18 protein-coding genes are annotated in these 19,361 nt (G+C 61.4%); 1 reads left to right on the plus strand and 17 read right to left on the minus strand.

Annotated features, from left to right (window positions below):
- Position 1: 1 nt before the first annotated feature.
- The 16 genes from ABSB13_RS04865 to icd all read right to left on the minus strand — a co-directional run bounded on the left by ABSB13_RS04865 (position 2) and on the right by icd (position 16,775).
- Complete coding sequence (locus tag ABSB13_RS04865; protein WP_428105958.1) at positions 2–943, minus strand: NAD-dependent epimerase/dehydratase family protein; 942 nt, start codon at positions 941–943, stop codon at positions 2–4.
- Between the two features lie 15 nt (positions 944–958).
- Entirely contained in the window at positions 959–2,266 is a 1,308-nt protein-coding gene (locus ABSB13_RS04870) for a UDP-glucose dehydrogenase family protein (RefSeq protein ID WP_428105961.1), read from the minus strand.
- A gap of 9 nt (positions 2,267–2,275) precedes the next feature.
- A complete protein-coding gene (locus ABSB13_RS04875; protein WP_428105963.1) occupies positions 2,276–3,214 on the minus strand; it encodes a glycosyltransferase family 2 protein in 939 nt (312 codons plus the stop codon).
- Positions 3,199–4,122, minus strand: a complete 924-nt coding sequence (locus tag ABSB13_RS04880; RefSeq protein ID WP_428105965.1) for a PfkB family carbohydrate kinase — start codon at positions 4,120–4,122, stop codon at positions 3,199–3,201. The genes ABSB13_RS04875 and ABSB13_RS04880 overlap by 16 nt, the downstream gene beginning before the upstream one ends.
- An 86-nt stretch (positions 4,123–4,208) precedes the next feature.
- Positions 4,209–5,072 carry an S-methyl-5'-thioadenosine phosphorylase gene (mtnP, locus tag ABSB13_RS04885; protein WP_428105968.1) on the minus strand — a complete coding sequence of 288 codons (864 nt, stop codon included), beginning with the start codon at positions 5,070–5,072 and terminating at the stop codon, positions 4,209–4,211.
- Positions 5,073–5,102: 30 nt separating this feature from the next.
- Entirely contained in the window at positions 5,103–6,176 is a 1,074-nt protein-coding gene (gene rlmN / locus ABSB13_RS04890) for a dual-specificity RNA methyltransferase RlmN (protein ID WP_428105970.1), read from the minus strand.
- A gap of 94 nt (positions 6,177–6,270) precedes the next feature.
- Entirely contained in the window at positions 6,271–6,687 is a 417-nt protein-coding gene (gene ndk, locus ABSB13_RS04895; protein ID WP_428105972.1) for a nucleoside-diphosphate kinase, read from the minus strand.
- A 4-nt stretch (positions 6,688–6,691) separates the two neighbouring features.
- The gene (gene sucD / locus ABSB13_RS04900) at positions 6,692–7,570 is read right to left on the minus strand and encodes a succinate--CoA ligase subunit alpha (RefSeq protein WP_428105975.1); all 879 of its coding nucleotides are present in this window, start codon (positions 7,568–7,570) and stop codon (positions 6,692–6,694) included.
- Between the two features lie 9 nt (positions 7,571–7,579).
- The gene (gene sucC / locus ABSB13_RS04905; protein WP_428105977.1) at positions 7,580–8,743 is read right to left on the minus strand and encodes an ADP-forming succinate--CoA ligase subunit beta; all 1,164 of its coding nucleotides are present in this window, start codon (positions 8,741–8,743) and stop codon (positions 7,580–7,582) included.
- Between the two features lie 94 nt (positions 8,744–8,837).
- On the minus strand, positions 8,838–9,587 hold the full coding sequence (gene sdhB / locus ABSB13_RS04910) for a succinate dehydrogenase iron-sulfur subunit (protein WP_428105980.1): 750 nt from the start codon (positions 9,585–9,587) through the stop codon (positions 8,838–8,840).
- Between the two features lie 20 nt (positions 9,588–9,607).
- On the minus strand, positions 9,608–11,350 hold the full coding sequence (gene sdhA, locus ABSB13_RS04915; protein WP_428105982.1) for a succinate dehydrogenase flavoprotein subunit: 1,743 nt from the start codon (positions 11,348–11,350) through the stop codon (positions 9,608–9,610).
- 11 nt (positions 11,351–11,361) lie between these two features.
- A complete protein-coding gene (locus ABSB13_RS04920; protein WP_428105985.1) occupies positions 11,362–12,024 on the minus strand; it encodes a succinate dehydrogenase/fumarate reductase transmembrane subunit in 663 nt (220 codons plus the stop codon).
- A 17-nt stretch (positions 12,025–12,041) separates the two neighbouring features.
- Positions 12,042–12,989, minus strand: a complete 948-nt coding sequence (gene mdh, locus ABSB13_RS04925; RefSeq protein WP_428105986.1) for a malate dehydrogenase — start codon at positions 12,987–12,989, stop codon at positions 12,042–12,044.
- Positions 12,990–13,225: 236 nt separating this feature from the next.
- A complete protein-coding gene (locus ABSB13_RS04930; RefSeq protein WP_428105989.1) occupies positions 13,226–14,500 on the minus strand; it encodes an ABC transporter permease in 1,275 nt (424 codons plus the stop codon).
- Positions 14,493–15,398, minus strand: coding sequence for an ABC transporter ATP-binding protein (locus ABSB13_RS04935; RefSeq protein ID WP_428105991.1), 906 nt, complete (start codon positions 15,396–15,398; stop codon positions 14,493–14,495). Before ABSB13_RS04935 ends, ABSB13_RS04930 begins: the two co-directional genes overlap by 8 nt.
- A 129-nt stretch (positions 15,399–15,527) precedes the next feature.
- Entirely contained in the window at positions 15,528–16,775 is a 1,248-nt protein-coding gene (gene icd / locus ABSB13_RS04940) for an NADP-dependent isocitrate dehydrogenase (RefSeq protein ID WP_428105994.1), read from the minus strand.
- A 428-nt stretch (positions 16,776–17,203) separates the two neighbouring features.
- Between icd and ABSB13_RS04945 the strand changes: the two genes are divergently transcribed.
- Positions 17,204–18,418, plus strand: a complete 1,215-nt coding sequence (locus tag ABSB13_RS04945; protein ID WP_428105995.1) for an acyl-CoA dehydrogenase family protein — start codon at positions 17,204–17,206, stop codon at positions 18,416–18,418.
- 224 nt (positions 18,419–18,642) lie between these two features.
- On the opposite strand, the gene ABSB13_RS04950 is transcribed toward ABSB13_RS04945, so the two are convergent.
- Positions 18,643–19,353, minus strand: a complete 711-nt coding sequence (locus tag ABSB13_RS04950; protein WP_428105997.1) for a type 1 glutamine amidotransferase — start codon at positions 19,351–19,353, stop codon at positions 18,643–18,645.
- Positions 19,354–19,361 lie beyond the last annotated feature (8 nt).

Consider the following 19,361-nt stretch of genomic DNA (forward strand, 5'->3'; position numbering starts at 1 on the left):
TTCAACTCGGGCGCGCGCGCTGCTGCTTGAAATATTTGAACGTCTCTTCGAGTCCGTCCGCGAGCTTCTTTTCGGGGCGCCAGCCAAGCTCCCGCCCGGCGCGCGCCGGCGATATGACCGAGCGCTTCTGCTCGCCCGGACGCGCCGCCGCGTGCTCCGCCCGGGTCGGGAAATCCGCGATGCCAGCGAGCGTCGAATAAAGATCGTTCACGTTGGTCTCGATACCGGTGCCGATGTTGATCGCGGTTCCCGACGCGCTCGATTTCGCCGCCGCGACCACCGCCCGCACCACGTCGCCGACGTAAACGTAGTCGCGCGTCTGCGTGCCGTCGCCGTAAATCGTCACCGGCGTGCCGTCGAGGATTCGTCCGCAGAAGATCGCAACCACCCCGGCTTCGCCGTGCGGGTCCTGGCGCGGGCCGTAAACGTTGCCGAAGCGCAGCGCCAGGTAGTCGATTCCATACTCGGCCTGGTAAAAAAACAGATAGGCTTCGGTCGCCAGCTTCGCGACGCCGTAGGGACTTACCGGCCGGCGCGGATGCTCTTCACTGCACGGGAATTCGTCCTGCTCGCCGTAAATCGCGCCGCCGGTCGAAGCAAAGACCACCCGCTTCAGGCCGTGGCGGCGTGCCGATTCGATCAGGTTGAGAAATCCCACCAGGTTCACTTGCGCGTCGAACGCAGGATCGGCGACCGAACGCCGCACGTCCATCTGCGCCGCGAGATGGAAGATAATCTCGGGGCGCGCCCGCTCGACGACGGACCCAACCGCCGCGGCGTCGCGCAGATCGGTCTGATAGAGCGTGGCTTTCGCGTTCACCTGGTTGCGCTTGCCGGTGGAAAGATCGTCCAGCACCGACACCTCGCCCGCGCCCGACGCGACCAGCGCATCCACCGTGTGCGAGCCGATAAAGCCGGCGCCGCCGGTCACCATAATTCTCATTGTAGCGTCCTTGTCCTAAACCGGGTGGCGTCCGACCGAGTAGTACCGCACCTCGAGCGCCTTCATCAGATCTGGATCATACAGGTTCCGGCCGTCGAATATCACCGGCTGTTTGAGCTCGGCCTTGATGCGCTGAAAGTTGGGATGCCGGAACTCGTTCCACTCGGTCAGAATCAGCAGCGCGTCGGCGCCCTTGAGCGCCTCGTAGTTGGTTTTGTGGTAGGTGACGCGATCGCCAAAAATCTTGCGCGCATTTTCCAGCGCTTCAGGGTCGTGCACCCGGCATTTCGCGCCCGCCTGCAGCAGTTCCTCGATCACCACCAGCGCTGGCGCTTCACGCATGTCGTCGGTACGCGGCTTGAAGGCAAGCCCCCAAATCGCAAACGCGCGGCCGCTCAGATTTTCTCCAAAATGCTGCTTCACGCGCGCCGGAATCAGCCGCTTCTGCCGGGAATTCACCGCTTCCGCCGCGCGCAATAGCGCGAAATCAAGGTTGTACTCGCTGCCGGTATGAATCATCGCCCGCACGTCTTTGGGAAAGCATGAGCCGCCATAACCGACACCGGGAAACAGGAACGACGGGCCGATGCGCTTGTCGGAGCCCAGTCCGCGCCGGACCGCATTGATGTCGGCGCCCACCGCGTCGCACAGATTCGCCATCTCGTTGATGAACGAGATGCGCATCGCGAGCATCGCGTTGGACGCATACTTGGTCAGCTCCGCCGAGCGCGGATCCATCACCAGGATCGGATTGTCGGTGCGCACGAACGGGTTGTGAATTTCCTTGAGGATAGCCGTCGCCTGCTCGCTCAGGCTTCCGATCACGACCCGGTCCGGCCGCATGAAATCTTCTATCGCGGAGCCTTCCTTGAGAAACTCCGGGACCGAGCACACGTCGGCGCGATGCTTGGCGAAGCGGCCGACGATTTCCCGCACCCGGTCGCTGGTGCCGACCGGTACGGTGCTCTTGATCACCACGATGTGATAGCCGGTGATCGCTTTTGCGATATCCTCGGCCGCCTGGAAAATCGCCGTCAAGTCCGCCGCGCCCGACGCGCTCATCGGAGTGCCCACGGCGATATACGAGACCATCGATTGCTTGACCGCTTCACCGACGTCGGTGGTGAAATGAATCCGGCCTTCCTTCAAATTGCGGCGCACCAGTTCTTCGAGGCCCGGCTCATAGATCGGAATCCTGCCCTCGCAAAGGCCGGCGATTCGATCCTTGTCGATGTCAACGCAGAATACTTCGTTGCCGCTTTCCGCATAGCAGGTGCCGCTCACCAACCCGACATATCCGCTCCCCACGACTGCGATGTTCATCGATAGCCCCTAGAATTCTTCCTTGATTACGTAGATCGGCTTTCCCTGCGATTCGTGATAGGTCCGCGCGAGCATCTCGCCCAGCAGTCCGATACTCACAAACTGTACTCCGACGACTACCAGCAAAACCGCCAATAGCAACGCCGGCCGATTACCCAGTTCGCGTCCCAGTAGTATCTTCTCCAGCACCAGGATGAACGTCCACAGACCGCCGAGTCCGCCCAGCACGATCCCGATCAGGCCGAACACTTGTATCGGCGCGGTGGAATAGCCCGACAGAAATTTTACCGTAATTAGGTCGAGCAGCGTGCGCACGATGCGCCACAGTCCATACTTCGAGGTGCCCGCACGGCGCGGCCTAAATCCGACTTCGACTTCCGCGATTCGCGCGCCCTGCTCCGCCGCAATCGCCGGGACAAATCGATGCATCTCGCCGTAGAGCTGCAAACTGCGCGCAAGCTCCCGCCGGTAGGCCTTGAAGGTGCATCCGTAGTCGTGAAGCTTGACGCCGGTCATCGCCGAAATCAGCGAATTTGCCGCCAATGAAGGCAGCCGGCGCGTAAACCGCTCCGCTTGCCACCGCTCGGTGCGCCAGCCGCTGGCCAGATCGTAGCCTTCGTCGAGCTTGGCCAGCAGCAGCGGGATGTCGGCGGGATCGTTTTGTCCGTCGCCGTCGATCGCGATTATTACGTCGCCGGTGGCGTGCGTGAAGCCGCAGGCCAGCGCGGCCGTCTGTCCGGAGTTGCGCGCCAGCGAGATCACGCGCACCTGTTTGTCCGCGGACTTGATCTGGCGCAGCACCTCGAGGCTCCCGTCGATACTGCCGTCGTCCACGAACACAAGTTCGTAGGCGCGGCCCAACCCCTGCATCACGCGGCTTAACTCTGCATGCAGCGGGGCGAGGTTATCGCGCTCGTTGTAGAGCGGAATAACTACTGAGTATTCCATCTCGAATGATGAGAGTCGATTAGATTGATAAACTCTCGATAGCGATTGTCTATCTCTTCCCAGGTCAGTGCTAATAGCCTCTCCAGCGAAAAACGTTCGACCACGAATGACGCCATCACGCTGCCGTACACCACCGCCGTGCGCAGCGAGGATTCTGTCACCCGCCCATGCCGCGCCAGGAACCCCATCATGCCGCCCGCAAACGTATCGCCCGCCCCGGTGGGATCGACCACCTCTTCCAGCGGATACGCGGGCACCGCGAACATTCCTTCATCGCTGAACTGAAGCACGCCATACTCGCCGCGCTTGATCAGAACGGTGGACGGGCCCATTTTCAGAATCGCGCGCCCCGCCTTCACCAGGTTGTGCTCTCCCGTAAGCGTGCGCGCCTCGCTGTCGCTGCAAAGCAGTATCTGGATTCGCTCGAGCACCTTGGTCAGGCCGGGGCGCGTGGTCTGGATCCAATAGTCATAGAGATCTGCCGTGACTACTTTGGGACTAAGCACCTGGTCCAGTACGTGTTCCTGAAGCACCGGATCGTTTGGCGCCAGGTAAAGGTAGTCCGCGCGGCATTGATCGGGCAGCAATTCCGGCGTGAAGTTCTCCAGCACGTTGAGCGAAAGCTTGACCGTGTCGCGCACGTTCATGTCTTCGTGATAACGGCCGTGCCATCGCGTGGTCTGCCCTTCGCGTTTCACTACTCCGCGCACGTCGATATTCCGATCCGTGAACAACTGGAAATCCTCGGGCCGGTAATCCGTGCCGACCACCGCGACGATGCTGACCGGGGAAAAAAATCGCGCCGCTATCGAAAAATAGCTCGCTCCGCCGCCCAACACTTCCTCGACTTTCCCACCGGGCGTTTCGACCGTGTCGTAGGCTAGAAATCCGACCACAACGATACTCATCTATTGCACCTTCCGCGCCCCCTCTTATTCTGTCATCCCGAGCGAAGCCGAGGGACCCCGGATCCTCTCCCCGGATTTCGATGATCCTAAAGATACTTGCCCACCAGCGGCCGCAAGTCGTCGATCAAGCGCTGCGGAATTGCCGCGCGATCGGTAATTATCGTGTTCTTGAGCGCGTCCTGGCATCCGCATGTCCGCGGACGATTGCTAAGCCGGTGCGCCAGCACCGACACCGCGCTTTGCGCCTTGTCCACGTTCAGCTTCATCACGCGCAGGATCTCGCCGATATCCACCGCCGCCGCCGTATCGTGCCAGCAATCGTAGTCCGTCACCAGCACCAGCGTCGCGTAACACATCTCCGCCTCGCGGGCGAGCCGCGCTTCCTGCATCGCGGTCATGCTGATCACGCTGGCGCCAAAACTCCGGAAAAGATTCGACTCGGCGCGCGTCGAGAATTGCGGACCTTCCATGCATAGATAGGTCCCGCCGTCGTGAATCACCGCGCCGCCCGCGCGCGCTGCGACGGACAGATCGCTCGCGAGATTTGCGCACACGGGATCGGCAATCGAAACGTGCACCACAAGACCGTCACCGAAGAATGTCATGGGGCGCTTCAACGTACGATCGATAAACTGATCTGGAATTACCAGTTCGCCCGGATGAATTTCCTCTTTCAGGCTGCCCGCCGTGGACACCGAAACGAGATGGGTCACGCCAAGCTGCTTCATCCCGAAAACATTGGCGCGAAAATTTATTTCCGACGGCAACAATCGATGGCCGCGGCCGTGTCGCGCCAGGAAAACGACCTCGGTTTCTCCGATTCGTCCCTGGTAAAACGAATCCGACGGACGGCCGAACGGTGTCTCGAGCTCCCGCGGCTCGACCTTGTCCAGGCCCTTCATCTGGTAGAAGCCGCTGCCCCCGATCACTCCGAGTATGTTTTGTGGCATCGTGTTTCTGGCGCTAATCCTGAACTGGCGTCAGGCCGGATTGTGCTGTTCGGCGTAAAGCTGGCCGCATGCCGCCGCAATATCGAGACCCCGGCTTTCGCGGATTGTTGCGGTCAAATTACCGTTCTTCAGGATCGCTTGAAAGGCCTCCACCGCCGCCCGCGTGCTGCCCGCAAGCGCCGACCCCGCCAGCGGATTGTAAAAAATCAGGTTCACCTTGGCGCGCAACGGCGCGAGCAACTTCACCAGCCGGCGCGCGTCCGCCGGCGAATCGTTCACCCCGGCCAGCATCACGTACTCAAACGTGATCCGGCTGCGCCGCTTGATCGGCAGATTCCGGCATGCGTCGAGCAACACTTCCAGCGGATAGCGCTGGTTGATCGGCGCTAGCCGGTCGCGAAGCTCGTTGGTCGTCGCATGCAGCGAGACCGCCAGGTTAACCGGAGTCTCGCCCAGCAACCGCTCCATCATCGGGACCAGGCCAACCGTCGAGACGGTAATCCTGCGCGCCGAGATGCCCATCCCCCAGTCGGAAGTCATTATCGCCAGCGTGCGCACCAGGCGCGGGTAATTTGCCAGCGGCTCACCCATCCCCATGAAAACAAAGTTCGTAAGTTCCTCGCCCGCGGCCAGCTCGCGCCGAGCGGCGGGGATCTGCGCCAGCATCTCGGAAGCGGTCAGGTTGCGACGCAGTCCCATGCGCGCCGTCGCGCAGAATTCGCAGGCCAGCGCGCATCCCACCTGGCTCGACATGCAAAGCGTGACGCGTTTTTCGGTGGGAATTATCACCGATTCGATTTCTTCCCCGTCGTCGAGCGCAATCAGCAGTTTTCGGGTGCCGTCCGACGAACGCGAAACGAATGACGACACCGGATGCCCGATGGTGAAACTCTGCTTCAAAAAATTGCGAAGCGCAGCCGGTAGATCGCGCATCTCGTCGAACGACTCCGCGCCGCGAGCGTGTACCCAATGCAGAATCTGGCGCGCGCGATATGAGCGTTCGCCCCGGCTCGCGACCACTTGCTCGACCTCATCGAGCGTCAGGTCGCGGAAATCCGTGCCCGTGGGCGCCGGCTCGCCCGATATTTGGCTGTTCGCGTTCACGGCCAACTATTCTAGTCGAAACGCAGCCATGAAAGCAGGACGGTCGCTTGCTTCGCGAGCACCGGTAGTTGCGGACGGGACGCTTGCGATGTGTCTATGCCAGAATCTCTCGAGCGGGGAAAAAGAAGGCGATTTCCTGGGCCGCCGTCTCGGGCGCATCCGAGCCGTGCGTCGCGTTCTGTTCGACGTCGATTCCGAAGTCCTTGCGAATCGTGCCGGCGTCGGCCTTTTTGGGATCGGTTGCGCCCATCAGTTGACGCCACTTGCTGATCGCGTTGTCGCCCTGCAGCACCGCAACCACCACCGGGCCGGAAGTCATATAGTCGCACAGCCCGCGGAAGAACGGCCGCGCTTTGTGCACCTCGTAAAACTTCTCGGCGTCGGCGCGCGGGAGATGAAGCTTGCGCAGCGCGACGATCGTCAGCCCCGAAGCCTCGATTCGTTTGAGTATGTCGCCGGTGAGCCCGCGCCGCACCGCGTCGGGTTTGACGATTGCGAAAGTTCGTTCCATCGAATTACCGCTTGGCCTCGAGCACGGATTTCATCGTCGAGCCGAGGTCGGCCGGGCTCATCGCAACCGTGATTCCCGCGGCCTTGAGCGCCGCGATTTTATCGGCCGCGGTGCCGCGTCCGCCTGAGATAATCGCCCCGGCGTGACCCATCCGCCGTCCCTTCGGCGCGGTTTGTCCCGCGATGAACGCGACCACGGGTTTCTTAAAGTATTGCTTTATATATTCGGCGGCTTCTTCCTCAGCCGTCCCGCCGATTTCGCCAATCATGATGACCGCGCGCGTCTTGGGGTCCTCGTTGAACAACTTCAGCGAGTCGATATGCGTTGTGCCGACGATCGGGTCGCCACCGATCCCGATGCAGGTCGATTGCCCGATTCCAAGCAGGGTCAGTTGATACACCGCCTCGTAAGTCAGCGTGCCCGAGCGCGACACGACGCCGATATCGCCTGGCTTGTGGATGTAGCCGGGCATGATGCCAATTTTGCATTCACCCGGCGTGATGATTCCCGGGCAGTTGGGACCAATCAGGCGCGTCCTGGTGCCCGCCAGGTAGGCCTTCACTTTGACCATGTCGAGGATCGGAACGCCTTCGGTGATGCAGATGACCAGCTCGATGCCGGCGGCGGCGGCTTCCAGGATCGCGTCGGCGGCGAACGCCGGCGGCACATAGATCACGGTCGCGTTGCAGCCGGTCGATTTGCGCGCCTGCTCGACGGTGTCGAAGATCGGGATACCTTCGAAGTCGGTGCCGCCCTTGCCCGGCACTACTCCGCCGACCATTTGCGTGCCGTACTCTTTGCACGCGCGCGTGTGGAGTTGGCCGGTCGCGCCGGTAATTCCCTGCGTCAGCACGCGGGTGTTTTTGTCAACTAAAATACTCATCTGAAAATTCTAGGCTCCGATTTCTTTTACGATGCGCCGGGCGGCGTCGGCCATGTCGCTGGCGCTGACCACCTTGATCCCGGAGTCGGCAAGGATCTTCTTGCCTTCGATGACGTTGGTGCCTTCCATCCTGACCACCAACGGCACGTTCAGTTTCACTTGCTTGGCCGCCTCGACGACGCCCTGCGCCAGTACGTCGCATCGCATGATGCCGCCGAAGATGTTGATCAGCACGCCTTTGACGCGCTTGTCCGCGAGCAGGATGCGAAATGCAGCGGCAACCTTCTCGGTGCTGGCGCCGCCGCCAACGTCGAGGAAGTTGGCCGGCTCGGCGCCATAAAGCTTGACGATGTCCATCGTGGCCATCGCGAGACCGGCGCCGTTGACCATGCATCCGATGTTGCCGTCGAGATGCACGTAGCTGAGATCGTACTTCGCCGCCTCGGTCTCGGCGGGATCTTCCTCATTGGCGTCGCGCAGTTCGCGGATGTCCGGATGGCGGAACAAGCCGTTGTCATCGAATGACATCTTCGCGTCCAGGCAGATGACACGGCCGTCAGTCGTCACCACCAGCGGATTGATCTCGATGAGCGACGCGTCGGTTTCGATGAAGGCCCGATAGAGCGACGTGAGCAGCGCCGCGAACTGGCCGACTTGTTTGTCCTTGAGACCGAGCGCGAATGCGATCTTGCGCGCCTGAAACCCGGCCACTCCCAGCAGGGGATTGATCGGCTCGGTGAGGATTTTTTCGGGCGTCTTGGCGGCGACTTCCTCGATATCCATGCCGCCCGCGGTGCTCGCGATCACGGAAACCGTTCCCGCCTTTCGATCGACGAGCATCCCAAGGTAAAGCTCGCGAGCGACGTCGCTCGCTTCCTCGACGTAAATTCGGCGCACCACCCGGCCCTCGGGGCCGGTCTGATGCGTGACGAGCGGCTTGCCGAGCAGCTTGGCTGCGAAATCGCGCACGTCGGAGGCAACAGTCAGCAGTTTGACGCCGCCAGCCTTGCCGCGGCCGCCCGCATGGATTTGCGCCTTGGCCACAGCTTTTGGCTTGCCCAGCGCGGTGAATGCAGCAGCAGCCTCGTCAGGCGTGGTCGCGAACTGCCCCTTTGGAACGGGAACGCCGAAGCGCGCCAGAACCTGCTTGGCTTGATATTCGTGGATGTTCATTCAGTTACCCAGGCATCAACCTCATTTTGGATAAGGATCCGGAATCTGTCGAATCGACCCGCTTGCTCACAATGACATTAGCGCGGCGGCAATGTCACTTCATAAAGAGGTCGCGGAGCCATTTGATCGTCGTCTGGCGCCCGATCGCACTGATTGCGGTCGTGAGCGGAATATCCTTGGGGCAGACCTCGACGCAGTTCTGCGCGTTGCCGCAGTCGGCCACTCCGCCCTCCCCCATCATCGCTTCGAGCCGCTCCTCGAGGTTCATTTTGCCGGTCGGATGCTGGCTCATCAGATAGACCTGCCCGATGACGGATGCGCCCATGAATTTCGAATGCGAGTTAATCTGCGGGCACGCCTCCAGGCAGCATCCGCAAGTCATGCATCGGGAGAACAGGTACGCGAACTGCTGAACGTCGGGCGCGACTTTTGGGCCCGGACCGAGATCGTAAGTCCCGTCGATCGGAATCCACGCGCGCGCTTTCTTCAAGGATGCGAACATTGTGGATCGATCGACCCATAGATCGCGCACCACCGGGAACTTCGTCATCGGTTCGACCGTCACCGGCCCGTGGAGACTGTTGGCGAGCTGCGAGCACGCCTGGCGAACGCGCCCGTTGATCACCATCGTGCACGCGCCGCAAACTTCCTCCAGGCAGTTGGCGTTGAAGACGGGCGGCGCGACGCGTTTGCCCTGACGAGTGACCGGGTTGCGCCGAATCTCCATCAGCATCGAGACGATGTTGTGATGCGGCAAATACGGTATCTCGAACTCCTCGTAGTAAGGCTCGGAGTTCGGCGTTTCCTGGCGCTTGATTCTCAAGACTTGCGTCTTTTCTGCCACTGGGATGCTCCTGCTGGGGACTACGCGGCGGATTTCTCGATGTCGTAGCGCCGCGGCCGCGGCTTGATGAGGCTCACGTCGACCGGCTCCCAACTGAACCGCGGGCCGTCGGACGACCACGCAGCCATGGTGGTCTTCATGAAATTCTGATCGTCGCGTTCGGGAAAATCCGGCTTGTAATGCGCGCCGCGCGATTCGTTGCGATTGAGCGCGCCGAGCGTCACCGGCCGCGCGAGCTCGAGCATGTTCCATAGCTGGCGGACGAACAACACTTCCTGGTTCGCCCACTTGCCCTTGTCGTTGAGCCCGATTCGGCTCCATCGATCCTTGAGCTCGAGCAGCTTGTTGTCGGTCGCTTTGAGCTTGTCGTTGTAGCGCACGACGGTGACGTTTTCGGTCATGATGTCGCCGAGTTCGCGCCACACGGCAAACGCGTTCTCCGGACCGCTCATCTTGAAAATGTGGTCGAACGATTCGCGCTGACGCTTGAGCTCCTGATCAAAGATCTGCGAACTGGCCGCGCTCTTGTGCGACTTGGCGTAGTTGATCATTGCCGGCTCGCAAATGTTGCCGGCGTGTATGCACGATAGCAGCGAGTTGGCGCCGAGCCGGTTGGCGCCGTGATATTGAAAGTCGCACTCGCCGGCTGCGAACAACCCCGGGACGTTGGTCTGCTGATGGTAATCGACCCACAGACCGCCCATCGAGTAGTGCATCGCCGGAAAAATCTTCATCGGGACCTTGCGCGGATCCTGGCCGGCAAACTTCTCGTAGATTTCGAGCACGCCCGCGACCTTGCGCTGGAGTTCCTCGGGATCGAGATGGCTCACGTCGAGGTAAACCAGCGGATTGCCGTCAACGCCGAGCTTCATCTCGTACACCACCTTGTGAATCGCGCGGGTCGCGATGTCGCGCGGCACCAGGTTCCCGTACGCCGGGTACATGTCTTCAAGGAAGTACCACGGCTTGCCGTCGCGATAGGTCCACACGCGCCCGCCCTCGCCGCGAATCGACTCCGAGATGAGGCGATTCTTGTCCTCACCCTGCATTGCGGTGGGATGCACCTGGACGAACTCGCCGTTGGCGTAGGTCGTGCCCGCCTGGTAGCAGGCGCTGACCGCCGATCCGGTACAGACCAGCGACTGGGTCGAGCGGCCGAAGACCAGGCCCGGGCCGCCGGTTGCGATCAGCGTGGTATCGGCGGGAAACGCGCGCATCTCGAGCGAGCGCGTGTCGATCGCAACGATCCCGCGGCAGTTCCCCGACTCGTCCTGCACCAGGCTCAGCATCTCCCAGCCTTCGAACTTGCGCACCAGGCCGGCGGCCTCGTAGCGGCGGACCTGCTCGTCCAGTGCGTACAGGAGCTGCTGCCCGGTGGTGGCGCCCGCGAATGCGGTGCGATGATGCTTGGTGCCGCCGAAGCGGCGGAAGTCGAGCAGGCCTTCGGGCGTGCGATTGAACATCACGCCCATCCGATCGAACAGGTAGATGATGGCGGGCGCCGCCTCGCACATCGCCTTGACGGGCGGCTGATGCGCCAGGAAGTCGCCGCCGTAAATCGTATCGTCAAAGTGAATCATCGGCGAGTCGCCCTCGCCTTTGGTGTTGACGGCGCCGTTGATTCCGCCTTGCGCGCACACCGAATGAGAACGCTTGACCGGGACGATGGAAAAGAGATCGACCTGCTCGCCCTGCTCCGCGAGTTTCATTGCCGCGGTCAAACCCGCCAGCCCGCCGCCTACGATTATATGATTCCCTGGCATTGGTTCTCTCCTCAGGCGGGTGCGCGAAATGCGATCAGAATTGAAACGCCGGCGATCGCCATGATGATAAACAGCGCGATGCACACGCGGTTCACCAGCGTTTGCGCCTTGGGGCCGACCGCAATTCCCCACGTGATCGTGAAGGTGAAAATGCCGTTGGTCAGGTGATAGACGCAGGCCAGCGTCCCGACCACGTAAGCGGTCAGGATCAGCGGATTCATCATGAAGTTATGCATCCGCAGGTAATCCGCCTCGACGCCGGTGGCGTAGTAGACCCCGCGCGTCGAGAGGACGTGAAAGCCGATAAACAGGAACGCGAGTATCCCGGTGATGCGCTGCAAAGTGTACTGGTAGTTGCGCTCGTAGGGGTAGTCGTTGGGCCGCCCGGTGGCGGTAATGACCAATCCGTAAATCGCATGGTAGAGAATCGGAATCCATAGGACGAACGCTTCGACCGCGATCTGAAACGGGAGATTGCGGGTGAACTCGGTCTCCTTCCACCACATCGCGCCGCCCTTAAGGACGTAGGCGTTTTCGAAGAAGTGGAAAAATAAGAATCCGCCGATCGGAATGATTCCCGACAGCGAGTGCAACCTGCGCAGCAGCCAGTGCCGCTCGTCTGCCGTCATCCCTGCCGCGATCGCAGGCGCCGCAACTGCCTCTGCTTCTGCCATAAGCCTTTCCCGAATCGCTAGCCCTGTCCGGCCGCGATTACCTTGTCCATTGCCTCGACCAGTTCGCGCACGTGTGCCACCGAACTGTCGAAGGCTGCCTTTTCGGCGGCGCTCAGCTGAATTTCGACAACCCGCTCGACGCCGCCCGCGCCGATCACGACCGGAACTCCCGCAAAGAGTCCCTTCACGCCGTATTCGCCGTCTAGAAACGCGGCGCACGGCAGCACTTGTTTGCGATCGAGCATGTACGCCTCGACCATTTTGTAAGCCGCGGCCCCTGCCGCGTAATACGACGAAGTCTTCATCAGCTGGACGATCTCGCCGCCACCGCCTCGCGTGCGCTTCTCAATTTCTTCCAGCCGCTTCGCCCCCACCAGGCGTTCCACCGGCTGGCCGCCGACCGTCGTGTAGCTGCGAATGGGCACCATGTCATCGCCGTGCCCTCCGAGCACCATCGCGGAAATACTTTCCACCGACACGGCCAGCTCCGACGCCAGAAAGGTGCGGTAGCGCGCCGAGTCAAGCACGCCCGCCTGCCCGACGATCCGGCTTTTCGCGAAACCGGTCACGCGCTTGAGCTGCGTAACCATCGCGTCGAGCGGATTGGTCACCGCGATCACGAAAGCGCCGGGCGCGTGTTTCTTGATTGCGGCGCCGACGTCGGTCATCACCGCGGCGTTTATTTTGAGCAGGTCGTCACGGCTCATGCCGGGTTTGCGCGGCGAGCCCGAGGTGACGACGCAGCAATCGGCGCCCTCGATGAGCTTGATGTCGGTGCCGCCGATGACGTTGGCGTCGATGCCGAGCACCGGCGCCGATTCGAGCATGTCCAGCGCTTTGCCCTGCGGCAGTCCGTCGATGATGTCGTAGAGCACGATATCGCCGAGTCCGCGCAGGAAGCATAGATGGGCGCAAGTCGCGCCGACATTACCCGCTCCGATGAACGCAATTTTTTTCCGAGCCATGGGTTGCTCCCTAACTTCGGGTCGTTCTTCTTCTGAAGCCTACCTTATATTCATGTATTTGGTAATGAGCAAGACTTAAGCGGCCGAGGCAACCAGACCGCCGCCCTCACCGCATCGCGGGCGCCGCCCGGACGCGGCGCCCAACCGCCCGATAGATAGCAGCGTTTGATGAGGTTGTGAAGCAATCGGATCAGGCTATCGGTGACGGCGCGGGCGGTACGCCCTCCCGGCCACACTCAAGCCTGGCGTAGCCATCGCGAGAGCTCGCGAATCGTGGGGCGCTTGCCGTACATCAAAATTCCGATTCGGTAGATTCGCCCGCTGATGAACATCACCGCGCCAATCGTCGCGACCAGCAACAGCAATGACAGCGCGAGCTGCCATCGCGGCGGATCGTGGACCGCGATGCGCTCGAACATCAGGATCGGCGAGCAGAACGGAAATAACGAAACTGCCACCGAGACCGGCGAGTCCGACGACGTAGCCACCGGCAGAATCAATCCCGACGCAGCGATCAGCGGCAGGATGATCACGAAGTTCCACTGCTGCGCTTCATCGATCGAATTGAAGATCGCGCCGACGGCGGCGAAGATCGCGCTGTACAGCAGGTAACCTAATATGTAGAAGACGACGAAATAGACAATCAGCGACGGACCCACGTCGAGCACCGTCATCGTGGTGCGGAAGTACAGGTTTCGCGATGCGCCGAACGCCGCCATCGCAAGCCATGCCGCGATCTGCGTCAGACCGACGCTGCCGGTGCCGAGAATCTTGCCGGTCATCAGTTCCTGCGCGCTCGCCGCACACAGCAACACCTCGGTAATGCGCGAGCTCTTTTCTTCCATGACCGATCGCATCACCATCACGCCGTAGGACAGCAGCGAAAACAACATCACGAACATGAGAACCAACACGACCGCGGCGCCGCGCACCGCGTTGTAGGCCGTGGACGACTTGCCCGCGCGGACCGCCGTGAGGTCGACGGGCTGCAGCGTCGCGGCCACGTCGCCGGAGCTGCCGCCCTGCTCCACCAGGCGATCCGCGGCGAACGCGTACGACAGCGCGTCGCCGAGCCGGTGCTCAAGAATGAAGTCGCCCATGCGACCGGTCGTGAAGACGACGTGACGGGAAGCGCGCGCCGCGCCGTCGAGCCACACGTAGCCCTCGATGTCGCCCGCATCGAGGCGCTTGTCGAGTTGCTCGTGCTCGTCCGGCGACGCCGGAGAAACGACCGAGGGCGCGTAGCGCGTACCCCGCTGGCGCATCAATTCGCCGCTGGCAAGTTCGGCCAGCGCGCGATTGTCGGATGCGATCACGACTCGCGCCGGGCGCTCGCTGTCGCGCACGATACCGCGCGCCATCGATTCGCTGATCATCGCGGGCAGCACCAGAAATGCCGCCATCAACACCGGGGTCGCGAATGTCGAAAGGAGAAACGAGCGCGTCTTGACCCGCTCGAGGTATTCCCGTTTCGCGATGATCCAGACTTTGTGAATCGAGAACTCAGTCATCTCTGCCGGCTATTAGATCGATAAAGATTTGTTCGAGCGAGGGGTCCATCACCTGGAATCGGATCACGCGCAACCCGCGCGTCGCGGTCCGCAGCAGTTCCTGCGGGTCGGCATCCGGCTTGAGGCGGATTTCGGCGTGATTGCCGTAGTCATTCAACGAATCGATGAACGGGTTGCCGGCCAGGCATCGGCCGTCGCCTTCATAGTCGATCTGCACATAGCGCCGGCCGTTACCGGCTTTGATCTCGCTCAGGCTCCCTTGCAGCACCGATTTGCCGCGATCGATCAGGCAGATCGAGTCGCACAGCTTTTCCACCTGGTCCATCCGATGGGTCGAGAACAGGATCGACTTTCCCGCCGTGCGAAGCCCGACCAGCACATCCTTGAGCTGCATGGTGTTGACCGGATCGAGGCCGGCGAACGGCTCATCCATGACGATCAAGTCGGGATTGTGCAATAGCGCCGCGATGAACTGGATCTTCTGCTGCATCCCCTTCGACAACTCCTCGACGCGACGATCGACCCAGTCCGCAATCTCGAGCCGCCGCGTCCATGCTTCGATTCGTTCCTTCGACGTGGCGACCGACAGCCCTGCCAGCCGGCCGAGAAAAACCAGGTTGTCGCCCACCGTCATCCGGCGGTACAAACCGCGTTCCTCGGGCAGATAGCCGACCCGGCGCAGCGCGCGGCGGCGCAGCGGCTCGCCAAAGATACGCACGGAGCCCGAATCGGGCGCGGTGATGCCGATCATCATGCGGATGGTGCTGGTCTTGCCGGCGCCGTTGGGTCCCAGCAGGCCGAAAATGCGCGCCGGCGGAATTTCGAACGAGAGATCGTCAACGGCGGTAAAGCCGCCGAACGACTTTCGGACCCGGATCAGCTCGACGGTTGGAGTCACTGCGAGTGAATGATTACGCCGGATCAGCACAAAAGAGAACCGGCGGGGGCACCCCTGCAAAGAGAACGGGGCTGTCGCGCAGGCGCGCGGCAGCCCCGTCAAGGATTCGACCTTAGTCAGTCAGGAGCGCTACATATTGTCCACGATCGCCTTGCCGAACTCTGAGCACTTGAGCAGCTTCGCGCCGGTCATCAGACGCTCGAAGTCGTAGGTAACCTCTTTCTTGCCGATGGTCTTCTCCATGCCGCGGATGATCCCGTCGGCAACTTCCTGCCATCCCATGTGCTCGAACATCATCACGCCCGACAGGATAACCGAGCCCGGATTGACTTTGTCCTGGTCGGCGTACTTGGGCGCGGTGCCATGGGTGGCTTCGAAGATCGCGTGGCCGGTGATGTAGTTGATGTTGGCGCCTGGAGCGATTCCGAGTCCGCCGACCTGCGCCGCGAGCGCGTCGGAGAGGTAGTCGCCGTTCAAGTTCATCGTGGCGACGACGTCGAATTCATCGGGGCGGGTGAGAATCTGCTGGAGGGTGATATCCGCGATCGCATCCTTGACCAGCAACTGGCCGGCGGGCGGCTTGCCGTTGCAATCGTCCCATCCCACGGCCTTGCCCTTGTACTCGCGTTTTACGAGTTCGTAACCCCAATCGCGGAACGCGCCCTCCGTGAACTTCATGATGTTGCCCTTGTGGACGAAGGTCACGCTCTTGCGCTTGTGGCTAATGGCGTAGTTGAGCGCCGCGCGAATCAGACGCTCGGAGCCTTCGCGCGAGATGGGCTTGATGCCGATTCCCGAGGTATTGGGGAAGCGCATATTCTTGACGCCCATTTCCTCAAGCAAGAATTTGATGATTTTTTTTGCCTCGGGCGACTCCGCCGGCCATTCGATTCCCGCGTAGATGTCCTCGGTGTTCTCGCGGAAGATTACCACGTCGAGTTTCTCGGGATGCTTGACCGGACTGGGCACGCCCGCGAAGTAGCGCACCGGGCGCAGGCATACGTAGAGATCGAGCATCTGGCGCAGCGCCACGTTGAGCGAGCGGATGCCGCCGCCGATAGGAGTGGTGAGGGGGCCTTTGATGCCGACCAGGAATTCGCGGAATGCCTCGACGGTTTCGTCGGGCAGCCAGGTCTTCCACTTCTCGAACGGCTTCTCGCCCGCGTACACTTCCATCCACGCGATCTGGCGCTTGCCGCCATAAATTTTCTTGATGGCGTTGTCGAAGACGTACTGCGATGCGCGCCAGATGTCGCGGCCGGTGCCGTCGCCTTCGATGAAGGGAATAATCGGGCGGTCAGGAACCTTCAGGGTCTGGTTGGCGCCAAGAGTAATCTTTTCGCCGTTGGTGGGAACTTTGATGTACTGATATGCCATCGGTCTCTCGTTTAGCCTCTCTTATGTTCAGTGATTGAGCGCAGACGCGACGCACATTTCCGCATTTTCGCTTTCCACGGCGTCGCGCAGTCACTCTGATTTATCCGCTCATCATACATCAATGCGCTTGCGATACCAGAGGTAAATCGCTTTCGGCAGTGTATCGGAAGGATACACGGTCCATCGCCTGCGCTTCTTTGACGCGAGCGCGGAGATTAGAGCGGCTTGCTGCTTTTGACCCGAAGCATGTAACCGCGTGCCCAGGCCAAGAGCGAAAAAATGCAGCGGCCACCAGACCAAACAGCGGGGAAAATCCGCACCGCCTGAATCCGGCCGATCTTGAAGACCCGCGCGGTTTCACGCTTCGGCATCGTCTGGTATGTAGCATAAGCGTTCGACGATCGACGAGGCCGCCCGCGGAGCATCCGATGGATTTCAGCTACACGCCGGAACAGGAAACATTTCGCGACGAACTGCGCCGCTGGCTTGAAAAGAATTCCGCCGAAGCCTTCGGGCGCACGGGCGAGGGTCTCGGCGGCTCGACCGCCAGCCTGCTCGACGTTCGCGACGACGGGCGATGGGATCAACTGCTCGACTACCATCGCCGTCTCTACAAGGCGGGTTACGTAGCGCTGCACTGGCCCAAGCAATGGGGCGGAGGCGGCGCAAGCATGATCGACCAGGCCATCTACCAGGACGAAGTGCTGCGGCTCGCGCTGCCGCTCTACGGCGCCAATCAGCTCGCGATCGATCGAATCGGCCCGACCATCATGCATCTGGGCACCGAGCAGCAGAAAGAGCGCTACTTGCTCAAGATGCTGACCGGCGAGGAAATCTGGTGCCAGGGTTATTCCGAACCCGGCGCGGGCTCCGATCTCGCGGCCCTGCAGACGCGTGCGGTGCTCGACGGCGACACCTTCGTGATCAACGGGCAGAAAGTATGGACCAGTTTGGCGCATCGCGCGGACTGGCAGGTGCTGCTGGTCCGCACCGATCCCGCGGCGCCCAAGCACAAGGGGATTTCCTACCTGCTGGTCGATATGCATAGCCCCGGAATTACGGTGCGTCCGCTGGTTCAGATCACGGGCGACGCCGGATTCAACGAGGTTTTTTACGACAACGTTCGGGTGCCCAAGGAAAACCTGGTCGGCGAGCTGAACGCGGGATGGCAGGTGTCGATCGCGACGCTCATGTACGAACGAGTTTCCGGCGGCACGCGCCATCCGGTGGAACGCACCATCGGCGAGCTGCTCGAGCTCGCGATGAAAGTGGATTTCGAGGGCGTCCCCGCGTGGAAGCATCCGTACGTGCGCCAGAAACTCGCACAGTTCGCAATCGAGGCGCGATGCCTGCGCCTGTCGCGTCATCGCTCGCTGTCGGCACAGCTCAAGGGCAAGCTGCCGGGCGCGGAGAGTTCATTCGGCAAACTTTTCGCCACCGAGCTGAACTTGAGAGCGGCGATGTTCGCCGATGAGATGCTGGGCGCGTTCGCCAACGTCGAAGGTGGCAGCCTCGGCGCGATCGATGGCGGCCGCTGGATGCATCGGACGCTCGCGGCGCGCGGGTTGACGATCGCGGCGGGCTCGAGCGAGATTCAGCACAACATCATCGGCGAGCGGGTCCTCAAGCTGCCCCGCGGCTAACGCGCGCCGCGCACTCGGGGTGCGAAACTAAAATCAAAGAACTTGGTTTTATGTGAAACCCACCGTGGGTTTCACGCTTCCTTGGGCAGGGCTGACCCTTGCACCCGGTGTTAGGAAGACGCGAAAATCTGCGCAACGCATCTTTTCGCGACTACGCAATGCAAGGACCCGCGCGCCCGTTTTTTGTGTCATCCTGAGCGCAGCGAAGGAACCCGGATCATTTATTACGTGCCCTGGATTGGGGAGGCCCATCGCGAGAAAACCGTGTCGGAAATGTTTTCCAGCGACGCCGTGAACTCGGCGGCCTGAGCGATCATTCGATCGGCCGCGATATTCTCGCGATTTAATTCGTTGGCGAACGCCTCGGCCATCGCCGCGACCCCTTCGCCCGTCACCTCGAAATGAAACTGGAAGCCGTACGCCTTGTCGCCGTGGCGAAACGCTTGGCACGGCGTCTTCTCCGACGATGCGAGCGAGACTGCACCCGGCGGCAGATCGAAGATGTCGCCATGCCAATGAAACGGCGTCATCGTCTCGGACAAATCGCACATCAGACGATCGTGTTTGGCCGAATCGTCGAGCCGGATCGGGTGCCATCCGATTTCCTTGCCGTTTGGATTGCGATCGACCTTCGCGCCGAGCACCGTCGCAAGAATCTGCGCGCCCAGGCATACGCCGAGCACCGGCAGATTCGATTTCATCGCGTCTTCGATTAGGCGCATCTCGTCGCGCAGCCACGGATACCGGTCAGTCTGATCGACACCCATCGGACCGCCCATCACGATCAGGCCGCCGGCACCCTTCATGCTCGGCGGCACCGGCTGGCCGTCGTGAACGCGCAGGTATTGCCAGGCGAGTGCCGCGCCTTCGAGCGCGTCAGCTATGGCACCGAGATTTTCGACCCGATGATGCTGCAGAACATAAATCTTCGCCATCGACCGAA

The organism is Binatus sp. (SeqCode) (assembly GCF_050013435.1).
Classification (GTDB): Bacteria; Desulfobacterota; Binatia; order Binatales; family Binataceae; genus Binatus.

Bases quoted from the DNA above. Each gene is read 5' to 3' on its own strand.
- ABSB13_RS04865 (WP_428105958.1), bottom strand. From the start codon at position 943: ATGAGAATTATGGTGACCGGCGGCGCCGGCTTTATCGGCTCGCACACG.
- ABSB13_RS04870 (WP_428105961.1), bottom strand. From the start codon at position 2,266: ATGAACATCGCAGTCGTGGGGAGCGGATATGTCGGGTTGGTGAGCGGC.
- ABSB13_RS04875 (WP_428105963.1), bottom strand. From the start codon at position 3,214: ATGGAATACTCAGTAGTTATTCCGCTCTACAACGAGCGCGATAACCTC.
- ABSB13_RS04880 (WP_428105965.1), bottom strand. From the start codon at position 4,122: ATGAGTATCGTTGTGGTCGGATTTCTAGCCTACGACACGGTCGAAACG.
- mtnP (WP_428105968.1), bottom strand. From the start codon at position 5,072: ATGCCACAAAACATACTCGGAGTGATCGGGGGCAGCGGCTTCTACCAG.
- ndk (WP_428105972.1), bottom strand. From the start codon at position 6,687: ATGGAACGAACTTTCGCAATCGTCAAACCCGACGCGGTGCGGCGCGGG.
- sucD (WP_428105975.1), bottom strand. From the start codon at position 7,570: ATGAGTATTTTAGTTGACAAAAACACCCGCGTGCTGACGCAGGGAATT.
- sucC (WP_428105977.1), bottom strand. From the start codon at position 8,743: ATGAACATCCACGAATATCAAGCCAAGCAGGTTCTGGCGCGCTTCGGC.
- sdhA (WP_428105982.1), bottom strand. From the start codon at position 11,350: ATGCCAGGGAATCATATAATCGTAGGCGGCGGGCTGGCGGGTTTGACC.
- ABSB13_RS04920 (WP_428105985.1), bottom strand. From the start codon at position 12,024: ATGGCAGAAGCAGAGGCAGTTGCGGCGCCTGCGATCGCGGCAGGGATG.
- mdh (WP_428105986.1), bottom strand. From the start codon at position 12,989: ATGGCTCGGAAAAAAATTGCGTTCATCGGAGCGGGTAATGTCGGCGCG.
- ABSB13_RS04930 (WP_428105989.1), bottom strand. From the start codon at position 14,500: ATGACTGAGTTCTCGATTCACAAAGTCTGGATCATCGCGAAACGGGAA.
- icd (WP_428105994.1), bottom strand. From the start codon at position 16,775: ATGGCATATCAGTACATCAAAGTTCCCACCAACGGCGAAAAGATTACT.
- ABSB13_RS04945 (WP_428105995.1), top strand. From the start codon at position 17,204: ATGGATTTCAGCTACACGCCGGAACAGGAAACATTTCGCGACGAACTG.
- ABSB13_RS04950 (WP_428105997.1), bottom strand. From the start codon at position 19,353: ATGGCGAAGATTTATGTTCTGCAGCATCATCGGGTCGAAAATCTCGGT.